The 10,334-nt window shown below is 72.8% G+C and carries 11 protein-coding genes; 9 read left to right on the top strand and 2 right to left on the bottom strand.

Annotated elements, in window-relative coordinates:
• Positions 1–39 precede the first annotated feature (39 nt).
• On the bottom strand, positions 40–243 hold the full coding sequence (locus ABD127_RS11675; RefSeq protein ID WP_229052312.1) for a cold-shock protein: 204 nt from the start codon (positions 241–243) through the stop codon (positions 40–42).
• Positions 244–481: 238 nt separating this feature from the next.
• Positions 482–1,162 carry a DUF1275 family protein gene (locus ABD127_RS11670; protein ID WP_344201563.1) on the bottom strand — a complete coding sequence of 227 codons (681 nt, stop codon included), beginning with the start codon at positions 1,160–1,162 and terminating at the stop codon, positions 482–484.
• A gap of 72 nt (positions 1,163–1,234) precedes the next feature.
• On the opposite strand from ABD127_RS11670, the gene ABD127_RS11665 reads away from it, so the two are divergent.
• The 9 genes from ABD127_RS11665 to ABD127_RS11625 all read left to right on the top strand — a co-directional run bounded on the left by ABD127_RS11665 (position 1,235) and on the right by ABD127_RS11625 (position 10,333).
• A complete protein-coding gene (locus ABD127_RS11665; RefSeq protein WP_344201561.1) occupies positions 1,235–2,305 on the top strand; it encodes an acetamidase/formamidase family protein in 1,071 nt (356 codons plus the stop codon).
• On the top strand, positions 2,302–3,792 hold the full coding sequence (locus ABD127_RS11660; protein WP_344201558.1) for an AtzH-like domain-containing protein: 1,491 nt from the start codon (positions 2,302–2,304) through the stop codon (positions 3,790–3,792). The genes ABD127_RS11665 and ABD127_RS11660 overlap by 4 nt, the downstream gene beginning before the upstream one ends.
• Before the next feature lie 200 nt (positions 3,793–3,992).
• A complete protein-coding gene (gene uraD, locus ABD127_RS11655; RefSeq protein ID WP_344201556.1) occupies positions 3,993–4,487 on the top strand; it encodes a 2-oxo-4-hydroxy-4-carboxy-5-ureidoimidazoline decarboxylase in 495 nt (164 codons plus the stop codon).
• Entirely contained in the window at positions 4,487–4,807 is a 321-nt protein-coding gene (gene uraH / locus ABD127_RS11650; protein ID WP_344201553.1) for a hydroxyisourate hydrolase, read from the top strand. The genes uraD and uraH overlap by 1 nt, the downstream gene beginning before the upstream one ends.
• A 1-nt stretch (position 4,808) precedes the next feature.
• Positions 4,809–5,708 (top strand): factor-independent urate hydroxylase, encoded by a 900-nt coding sequence (gene pucL, locus ABD127_RS11645; RefSeq protein ID WP_344201550.1) that lies wholly within the window; start codon positions 4,809–4,811, stop codon positions 5,706–5,708.
• Positions 5,708–7,039, top strand: coding sequence for an allantoinase AllB (gene allB, locus ABD127_RS11640; RefSeq protein ID WP_344201547.1), 1,332 nt, complete (start codon positions 5,708–5,710; stop codon positions 7,037–7,039). The genes pucL and allB overlap by 1 nt, the downstream gene beginning before the upstream one ends.
• Positions 7,036–8,247, top strand: a complete 1,212-nt coding sequence (locus ABD127_RS11635) for a pyridoxal-phosphate-dependent aminotransferase family protein (RefSeq protein WP_344201544.1) — start codon at positions 7,036–7,038, stop codon at positions 8,245–8,247. The genes allB and ABD127_RS11635 overlap by 4 nt, the downstream gene beginning before the upstream one ends.
• Positions 8,244–9,473 carry an allantoate amidohydrolase gene (locus ABD127_RS11630; protein ID WP_344201541.1) on the top strand — a complete coding sequence of 410 codons (1,230 nt, stop codon included), beginning with the start codon at positions 8,244–8,246 and terminating at the stop codon, positions 9,471–9,473. Before ABD127_RS11635 ends, ABD127_RS11630 begins: the two co-directional genes overlap by 4 nt.
• Positions 9,470–10,333 (top strand): MurR/RpiR family transcriptional regulator, encoded by an 864-nt coding sequence (locus ABD127_RS11625; RefSeq protein WP_344201538.1) that lies wholly within the window; start codon positions 9,470–9,472, stop codon positions 10,331–10,333. Before ABD127_RS11630 ends, ABD127_RS11625 begins: the two co-directional genes overlap by 4 nt.
• Position 10,334: the final 1 nt, after the last annotated feature.

Here is a 10,334-nt window from a genome sequence, read left to right as displayed (position 1 = left end):
GCGTGAGCGGACGGGGCGTTGCGGTGAAGCTAGGTCAGATCAGAGCGCGCGGATGTTCGCGGCCTGCAGGCCCTTCTGGCCCTGCTCGACCTCGAACTCGACCTTCTGGTTCTCGTCGAGCGAGCGGTAGCCCGAGCCCTGGATCTGCTTGAAGTGGGCGAACAGGTCCTCGCCGCCGTCGTCGGGGGCGATGAAGCCGTAGCCCTTCTCAGCGTTGAACCACTTCACGGTTCCGGTAGCCATAGTTTTCTCCTTCGGTTCTGCGCACGCAAGGACTGCGAGCGACTGAGTCGCGACGCATCATCAACCGAGGAGTCAAACTGAGGACCGCGCGAACGCGATCCGGTCAATCACCTACTGGCACAACAAACGCCTACAACACGACTAGCGTAGCGCACGCTCCCGCCTGGACGCACGCGGCGACCAGGTGAACAGTCGGGGTACGCCCCACCCCCGCGAGCGACGGCGGCAGGCGGCTCGCTCACGCGCGGGCGTGCAGGTGGCCGACGAGCGCCACGAGCAGGGTGACCACGGCCGACACCGCGACCCCCGCACCGAGGCTGAGCTCGAGCACGGCCGCCCCGACCAGCGCGCCGACGAGGATCAGGACGATCGCGGCAGCGCGTCGAGCGCTGTCACCGCCCTGACGGGTGCCGAGGACCGAGTCGGCCGCGAGGCCGGTGATCGTCGAGGTGACCACGACGGTCGTGACGTCCTTGACCGCGAGGAAGCGGGCGGTCGCGGCCTGGACGCCCATCGCCGCTGCCAGCACCGTCGTGGTGGAGACGACCGCGGGGTGCGCGAGCCCGGACGAGAAGGCCAGCAGGAGCACGCCGACGGCCGCCATCACCGCGCCGACCGCCGCGAAGAGCAGCGTGGTGCGGCCCGTCCAACCAGGTCGTGCGGTGCGCAGCACGCGTCCGCCGGCCGCGGCGCCCGCCATGAACCCCGCCAGCGCGAGCACGGGGCCGAGCACCGGGAGGTCGTCGGCGCCCGTCAGGGCCATGCCCAGGATCACGACGTTCCCGGTCATGTTGCCGGTGAAGACCCGGTCGAGACCGAGGTAGCCGACTGCGTCGATGACGCCGGTCGAGAACGTGAGGGCCAGCATCAGGGCGAGGTGCAGGCGCGCGGCAGGGATGACGGCAAGGCGACGGATCACCCGGTCGATGGTGGTCGGTGCGTGTGCCGTTCTCGTCACGGCGCTGTGACATGACGGACCTACGCTGTCGCGATGATCCTCCAGCCTGACGTCGCCGTGCCCGACGGAGCGACGTACCTGCCCGCGACTCTCGACCACGTCCGATGGGGCCGGCTGCCCTGCGCAGCGGACGCCCCGGTCCTGAAGGTCGACAGCGGCAGCGACGTCGTGGTCGACACGATCAGCCACGAGGGCATCCTCGAGGACCAGGGGCGGGACCCGCGCGCGTTCTTCGCGTCCCACGGGGTCGAGGGCGACGCCGTTCTGGACGACGCGATCGCGCTGGCCGCCTCGGACCACCCCCGCGCCTGGGGGGTCGACGGTCCGCACGTCGTGACAGGTCCGATCGAGGTGGCCGGCGCCGAGGCCGGGGACCTGCTCGCGATCCACGTTCTCGAGACCACGCCGCGGGTGCCGTACGGCGTGGTGTCGAACCGGCACGCCAAGGGTGCGCTGCCGGGCGAGTACCCGCTCGAGGGCGACGTGTTCAGCGTGTTCTGCGAGGTCGGCGAGCGCGACGGGCGGGCCGTGGGCAGGCTGCCGGTCGGGCCTGGCTCCGACCGGTCGGTCTCGTTCGACCTGCACCCCTTCCTCGGCACGATGGGTGTGGCGGTCGCCGGGTCGGAGCGACCGCACTCGGTGCCACCGGGGCCCTTCGGCGGCAACATCGACGTCAACCTGTTGACCGCGGGCTCGACCCTGTACCTGCCCGTGCAGGTGCCGGGTGCGCTGGCCTACGTGGGCGACCCGCACTTCGCGCAGGGTGACGGGGAGGTGGCGCTGACGGCGATGGAGGCGTCGCTGCGCGTGCGGATCGGGCTCGAGGTGATCCCTCGCGAGGACGCCGTGGCGGCGTTCGGCGAGCTGGTCGGGCCGATGGCCGAGACCGCCGAGTTCCTCGTGCCGACCGGTCTCGACCCGGATCTCGACGTCGCGATGCAGCACTGCGTCCGTGCGGCGATCGCGCTGCTGCAGGCGCGCTTCGACATGGACCCGCGGCACGCCTACGCCTACCTGTCGGCGGCGACCGACTTCCGCATCAGCCAGGTCGTCGACGTCGTCAAGGGCGTGCACGCGACGATCCGCAAGAGCGACTTCGCATGAGCCTCGCGCCGGGACTGACCGAGGCGTTCTGGGCGTACGAGCGGGCGCTGATGTCGAACGACCTCGAGGCGCTCGACCGGCTGTTCGCTCCGGGCGGGACGACGCTGCGCGGTGATGCCAGCGGGCTGCTGGTCGGACACGACGCGATCAGCGCGTTCCGCGGGGCCCGCGGCGGTGCGCCGGCACGGCGCATCGTCGAGACCCACGTGCAGGAGGTGGACGACGAGCACGCGCTCGTCGTCGCGGTGACCGAGCTGATCACCGGCGGACGCGGTCAGCAGACCCAGCTGTGGCGTCACGACGGCGACGCGTGGGCGGTCACGGCGGCCCACGTCAGCGTCGCCGCGCCCGCGTTCGACCGACGGGTGTGGAGGGTCGTCGGCGACCCGCTCGTGCCCCCGACCGGCTCCGGGGACCTGGCCGGGGAGTCGGTCGCGGTCAAGGACCTCTACGCCGTTGCCGGGCACCGCGTGGGCGCCGGGATCCCGGCGTGGCTCGACGCGGCTCCGCTCGAGACCCGTCACGCCTCGGCCGTCGCAGGACTGCTGGGGGCGGGGGCCTCGCTGCGCGGTATCGCCCGCACCGACGAGCTCGCGTACAGCCTCGCCGGCACCAACGCCCACTACGGGACGCCGCCGAACCCCCGGGCACCGCACCGCATCAGCGGGGGCTCGACCTCGGGCTCGGCGTCGGCGGTGTCGCTCGGCCACGCGACGATCGGGCTGGGCACCGACACCGGCGGGTCGATCCGCGTCCCTGCCGCCTACCAGGGACTGTGGGGCCTCCGCACGACGCACGGGGCGGTCGCGACCGACGGCCTGCTGCCGCTGGCCCCGAGCTTCGACACGGTCGGCTGGCTGACCCGCGAGCCGGAACTCCTGGGCAGGGTCGGGAGGGTCCTCCTGCCCGAGGACGCCGCGACCCCCGGCGAGATCGTCACCGCGACCGGGCTGCTGGCGCTGGCCGACGACGACGTGCGCAGTGCGATCGAGCCGCTGACGACGACGGCCGCCGCCGTGGAGTGGCCGGTCGAGGTCCTGCCGTCGTGGCTCGATGCCTTTCGGGTCGTGCAGGCCGCCGAGGCCTGGGCGTCGCACGGCGGTTGGCTGGCCGGTCGGCTCGACGTGCTCGGTGCCGACGTCCGGGCCCGGTTCGAGGTGGCTGCCGGAGTCACGCCGGAGGAGCTGGCCGCCGCGCACGCGGTCGTGCAGACGGCGCGCGACGAGATCCGCGACCGTCTCGCGGACCGGGTGCTGCTGCTGCCGTCGACGTCCTCGGTCGCCCCGTCCGTCGTGGACGCGGCCGGTCTCGACGCCGTGCGCCGCTCGACGATGCTGCTGACCTGCCTCGCAGGCATCGGGGGGCTCCCGGCGGTCTCGGTGCCGGTGACGACCGCCGATCGGCTGCCTGCAGGGCTCTGCCTCGTCGGCCCGGCGGGCAGCGACCGCGCCCTGATCGACCGGGCGGCGCAGCTGGCCGCTCGCTGAGCGATTCCGTGGGCAAATTACGGAGTCGGCACGGTGGTTCGCCCTGGGGCACGGCAAATTTGCCGTGCCCCCGGACCAGGTGCTGTGCCGACTCCGTAATTCGACCGGGGGGTCGTGCTGAAGCGCTGGCGAAGCAGTTGTAACCCCCGTGAAACGCGCGTGCCAGTCGCGGCAACATCCGGGGCCTAGCGTTTCGCGACGTGGAGCTGAGTGCGTTCAACACCCTGTCGGCCGAGGCCGCGGCGGATGTCGTGCGGCCGTGTGCGGACGTCGGGGACTGGGTCGCGGCGGTCGTGGCCGGGCGGCCCTACGACGAGCTCGACGACCTGCTCGCGCTGGCCGACAGCGAGGCCCGGGCGTGGACGCCGGCGGAGGTCGACGGGGCGCTGGCGCACCACCCGCGCATCGGGGAGCGGCTGGCCGGCGTGGGCGCCGAGCAGGACCTCTCACGCTCCGAGCAGGCCACCATCGCGGGCCGAGACGGCGACGTCGACGCGGCGATCGCGGCAGGCAACGCCGCGTACGAGGAGCGCTTCGGCCGGGTGTTCCTGATCCGCGCCGCGGGCCGCTCGGCACCGGAGATCCTGCAGCACCTGACCACCCGGCTGGAGCACGACGACGTCGCCGAGCTCGGGATCGTCGCCGACGAGCTGCGCCAGATCGCGCTGCTGCGACTCGAGGGGACGTTCGCCTGATGCCCACCCTGTCCACCCACGTGCTCGACGCCGCGCTCGGCACTCCTGCTGCCGGTCTCGCCGTCGACCTGGTCGACACCGACGGCGCGCTGCTCGAGTCCGCCACGACCGACGCCGACGGTCGGATCGCCTGGTCCGTCGCGCCGGAGCCGGCCGTCGTGCGCCTGCAGTTCGCGACCGGACCCTGGTTCGGGGCCGCGGGGCGCGACACGTTCTACCCGGCGGTCGAGGTGACCGTCGGCCTGTCCGCCGAGCCCGCGCACGCGCACGTGGCCCTGCTGCTGAGCCCGTTCGCCTACACGACCTACCGAGGGAGCTGAGATGGCCGACGGCGACATCGTCCTGGGGGCGAACCAGTACGGCAAGGCCGAGTGCCGCCTCGTGCGGGTCGACCGCGAGACGCCGGTGCACCGCGTCACCGACCTGACCGTGACCTCGCAGCTGCGCGGCGACTTCGCGGCGTGCCACACCGAGGGCGACAACAGCCAGGTCGTCGCGACGGACACGCAGAAGAACACGATCTACGCCTACGCGCGGGACGGCATCGGAGCCCCCGAGGACTTCCTGATCCGCCTCGGTCGGCACTTCACCGACGACTTCCCGTGGGTCACGGGCGGCCGCTGGGCGGCCGAGCAGCACGCGTGGGACCGCATCCCGGTGGGCGGCGCCCCGCACGACCACGCGTTCGCGCGCACGGGCGGCGAGGTGCGCCGCACGGTCGTGCAGCTCGACGGCGACGACACCCACGTCGTCTCGGGCTTCACCGACTGCACCGTGCTGAAGTCGACGGGCTCGGAGTTCAGCGGCTTCCCCCGTGACCGGTACACGACCTTGGCGGAGACCGACGACCGCATCCTCGCGACGTCGGTCACCGCGTGGTGGCGCTACACCTCGAGCGACGTCGATTACGACGCACGCTACGCGCGGGTGCGCGACCTGATGCTGGAGACCTTCGCCTCGGTGCACTCGCTGGCCCTGCAGCAGACGATCTACGCGATGGGCCAGGCGGTGCTGGAGGCCTTCGACGACATCGGCGAGGTCGTCCTGTCGTGCCCCAACAAGCACCACTTCCTGGTCGACCTCACGCCGTTCGATCTCGACAACCCCGGCGAGGTCTTCTACGCCGCCGATCGCCCGTACGGCCTGATCGAGGCGACCGTGCAGCGCGAGGGCGCGCCGACGGCGCCCGCCGCCTGGGCCACGATCGCCGGGTTCTGCTGATGCGGGTCGACGCCGTGCAGGCACGTCAGGTCCTGGTCGAGGGCCAGTTCGTGCCGGCCACGGTGCACCTCGCACACGGCACGATCGCCGCCATCGGCGCCTACCAGGACGCCCCGGACGGTGTCGTCCTGCGCGCCCCGGACTCGGCGTACGTGGTGCCCGGCATCGTCGACACCCACGTGCACATCAACGAACCGGGGCGCACCACGTGGGAGGGCTTCTTCTCCGCCACGGAGGCGGCTGCGCTCGGTGGGGCGACGACTCTGATCGACATGCCGCTCAACAGCATCCCGCCGACCACCACGGTCGAGCACCTCCGGGTCAAGCAGCGGGCCGCCGCGGGGCAGCTCATGGTCGACGTCGGCTACTGGGGCGGCGCCGTCCCCGGCAACGTGGCCGACCTCGAGCCGCTGTGGGAGGCCGGGGTGTTCGGCTTCAAGTGCTTCCTGGCCGACAGCGGCGTGGAGGAGTTCCCGCCGCTCGATCGCGAGCAGTTCGTCACGGCGCTGCGGGAGATCGCCCGCTTCGACGGGCTGATGATCGTGCACGCCGAGGACGCGGCGGTGCTCGCCGAGGCCCCCGCGCAGCCGACGCGCTCGTACCGGGACTTCGTGCTCTCGCGGCCCGACGCGGCCGAGACCGCCGCGATCACGCAGGTGCTCGACGGTGCCCGCGAGACGGGCGCTCGGGTGCACATCCTGCACCTGTCCAGCGCCCGTGCCCTCGACCTGATCGCGGACGCCCGCGCGGAGGGCCTGCCGGTGACGGTCGAGACGTGTCCGCACTACCTCAGCTTCGCGGCCGAGACGATCCCGGACGCCGCGCCGCAGTTCAAGTGCTGCCCGCCGATCCGTGACTCGGGCAACCGCGAGGCGCTCTGGCAGGCGCTGCGCGACGGGATCATCGACTGCATCGTCAGCGACCACTCACCGGCGACCGCCGAGGAGAAGGGGCGCGGTGACGGCGACCTGCAGCAGGCGTGGGGTGGCGTCTCGGGCCTGCAGGTCGGCTTCAGCGTGCTGGCGCAGGAGGCGCGGCGGCGGGCGATCAGCCTGGCGAGCCTCAGCCGGTGGATGTCGCGCAACACCGCCGACCTGGTCGGCCTGGACCGCAAGGGTCGTATCGAGGTCGGGGCCGACGCCGACCTCGCGGTCTACGACTCCGGGGCGGAGTTTCGGATCGAGGCGACGCGCCTGGCGCACCGCAACCCGATCTCGGCCTACGACGGCATCCGCTACGGCGGGCGCGTGACGCGCTCGATCGTGCGGGGCAACGCGATCGACGTCGACCGGGTGGACCACACGTACGGCAAGGAGCTGGTGCGCGGATGAGTGGACAGGTCAACCCGCCGCGGCGGCTGCTGATGGGGCCGGGACCGGTCGACGCGGACCCGCGCGTGCTCCGCGCGATGTCGGCCTCGCTGGTGGGGCAGTACGACCCGGCGATGACGGCGTACATGACCGAGACGATGGCCCTGTACCGCGAGGTCTTCGTGACGCAGAACGAGCAGACCTTCCTGGTCGACGGCACCTCGCGGGCCGGGATCGAGGCGGCGCTCGTCTCGCTGGTCGAGCCGGGCGACCGCGTTCTCGTGCCGGTCTTCGGGCGGTTCGGGCACCTGCTCACGGAGATCGCCGAGCGCTGTGGCGCGGAGGTGCACACGATCGAGGTGCCGTGGGGCGAGGTCTTCACGCCGGAGCAGGTCGAGGAGGCCGTCGCCCGGGTGCGGCCGAAGGTGCTCGCGGTCGTGCAGGGCGACACGGCCACCACGATGTGCCAACCGCTGGCCGACCTCGGCGAGATCTGTGCCCGCCACGACGTCCTGCTGTACTGCGACGCGACGGCGTCCGTGGGCGGCAACGAGCTGCGGGCCGACGACTGGCGGCTCGACGTCGTGACGGCGGGCCTGCAGAAGTGCCTGGGGGGTCCGTCGGGCAGTGCGCCGATCACGCTGTCGGAGCGGGCGGTCGCGGTGATCGACGACCGCCGCCACGTCGAGGCCGGCATCGCGACCGACACCGACGTCGCCCGTGGCGTGCGCATCGCGTCCAACTACTTCGATCTCGCGATGGTCATGGACTACTGGGGCGAGCGTCGGCTCAACCACCACACCGAGGCGACCTCGATGCTCTACGGAGCACGCGAGTGCGCCCGGCTGCTCGTCGCCGAGGGCATGGACGCTGCGATCGAGCGCCACCGTCTGCACGGCGCCGCGATGCTCGCGGGCGTGCGCGGTCTCGGCCTGGAGGTCTTCGGCGACGTCACGCACAAGATGAACAACGTCGTGGCCGTGCACATCCCGGCGGGGATCGACGGTGACGGTGCGCGCGCGGCGATGCTGACCGACTACGGGATCGAGATCGGCACCTCGTTCGGCCCGTTGCACGGCAAGGTCTGGAGGATCGGGACGATGGGCTACAACGCGCGGCGCGACGCGGTGATGGTGACGCTGGCGGCGCTGGAGCAGGTGCTCCGCAGCGGTGGTGCGGACGTCACGGCCGGCGGCGGCGTGGGAGCGGCCGCCGAGGTGTACTCATGAGCACGGCGGCCGAGGTGCTGGCGCGGTGCGCGCAGCTGGACCGGTTCAGCGCGAGCTCGGACCATCTCGAGCGGGTGTACCTGTCACCGGAGCACGCGCAGGCGAACGCGGCGGCCGAGGAGTGGATGCGGCTGGTCGGGATGCGCACGTGGGTCGACGCCGCCGGCAACCAGTACGGCCGCGTGGAGGGGCGGGAGCCAGGACTGCCCGCGCTGCTGCTGGGCTCGCACCTCGACACCGTGCCGGACGCCGGAAGCTTCGACGGGATGCTCGGCGTCGTCATGGCGATCGCGGTCGCCGAGCGGCTCCGGCCGCATCTGCCCGAGCTGCCGTTCGCGCTCGAGGTCGTCGGCTTCAGCGACGAGGAGGGAACCCGGTTCGGCAAGGCGCTGCTGGGCAGCTGTGCGGCGTCGGGCCAGTGGGACCCGGCGTGGTGGGACCTGACCGACGCCCGCGGCACGACCCTGAGGCAGGCGTTCGCCGACTTCGGTCTCGACCCGGACCTCGTGGGCGACGCCGCTCGCCGCCCGGAGGAGCTGGTCGGCTACCTGGAGGCACACATCGAGCAGGGCCCCTACCTCGAGGCCGCGGACGTCTCGCTCGGCTACGTCACGACGATCGCCGGTGCCCGCCGCTTCGTCCTTCGCGTGCTGGGTGAGGCCAGGCACGCGGGCGGCACCCCCTACGAGCGGCGCAAGGACGCGCTCCAGGCGGCGGCTGCGGCGATCACGGCCATCGAGACGATCGCCCGCTCGGCCGGCGTCATCGCGACGGTGGGCCAGATCGAGGTCCAGCCCGGTGCGGTCAACGTGATCGCGGGGCGCGCCGACTTCAGCCTCGACCTGAGGGCCGAGACCGACGCCGCCCGCGACGAGGCGTGGGCGCTCATCCACGAGGCGGTCGAGGCCGTCTGTGCCGTCCGTGGCACCACGTTCTCCTGGATCCAGACGCACGAGGCGCCGTCGATGCCCTGCGCCGCGTGGTTGACCGAGGCCGTCGTCGCGGGCATCCGGGCGACGGGCGACGCGAACCCGATGGGCCTGTGGAGCCGCGCGGGCCACGACGGCATGGCGGTCGGGGCGGTGACCGACATCGGCATGCTGTTCGTGCGGTGCCACGACGGCATCAGCCACCACCCGGCCGAGGCGGTGCGCGAGGTCGACGTCGCGGCGGGGCTCGACGCCCTGGAGGCCGCGGTGCTGCAGCTGGCCGGGAGCCGCGTGTGAGCGCGGGGACGGAGGTGCCGGGCACGACGGCCGACCCCGCCCCGATCGACCAGCGCATCGCCGAGCGGTACGCCGTGCTGTCGCCGCAGGAGCGGCGCGCGGCCGACGTGCTGCTGACCCACCTCGACGACCTCGCGACGTACCGCGCTGCCGAGCTCGCCGACCTCGCCGGGGTCTCCAAGGCCACCATGAGCCGGTTGTTCCGCCACCTCGGCTACGACGACTTCAGCGAGGTGCGCGAGCACCTGCGCTCCCTGCGGGGCCGCGGGGTGCCGGTCGCGATCGACGACGCCCCGAGCCTGGTGGCCCACGTCGAGCACGAGATCGCCAACCTGCAGCGCGCCGTCGCCGGGATGGGGGAGGCGGGGCTCGACGCCGCCGCCGACCTGCTGGCGTCGGCGGGCTCCGTGGTGGTGCTGGGCCAGCGGAACAGCTACCCGGTCGCGCTGCACCTGCGCCAGCAGCTCGGGCAGGCGAGAGGTGGCGTGTCGGTGGCTCCGGCGCCGGGCCAGTCGGTGTCCGACGAGCTGATCGGCCTGGGGCCGTCCGACGCCGTCGTGGTCGTCGCGTTCCGCCGCCGGTCCTCGACGACCGCGGGCGTCGTGGCGATGCTGGCCCAGCTCGGCGTCCCCACGGTGCTGCTGGCCGACCCGTCGGCGCGGTCGCTGGCCGCGGGTGCCACGGTCTGGCTCGAGTGCCCGCTGACGACCGCTTCGGCGTTCGACTCCTACGCGGCGGCGATGAGCGTCGTGGCGGTGCTGGCCGACCGTGTGCTGGACCGGTGCGGGCGTGACGGCGAGCAGCGCGTCACGGCGATCGATGCGAGCTACCGCGAGCTGTCCGAGATCGAGAGTCGTTGAG

Source organism: Aeromicrobium alkaliterrae, assembly GCF_039529015.1.
In the GTDB taxonomy this organism is placed as follows: domain Bacteria; phylum Actinomycetota; class Actinomycetes; order Propionibacteriales; family Nocardioidaceae; genus Aeromicrobium; species Aeromicrobium alkaliterrae.
This window is presented reverse-complemented; position numbering and strand designations above follow the sequence as displayed.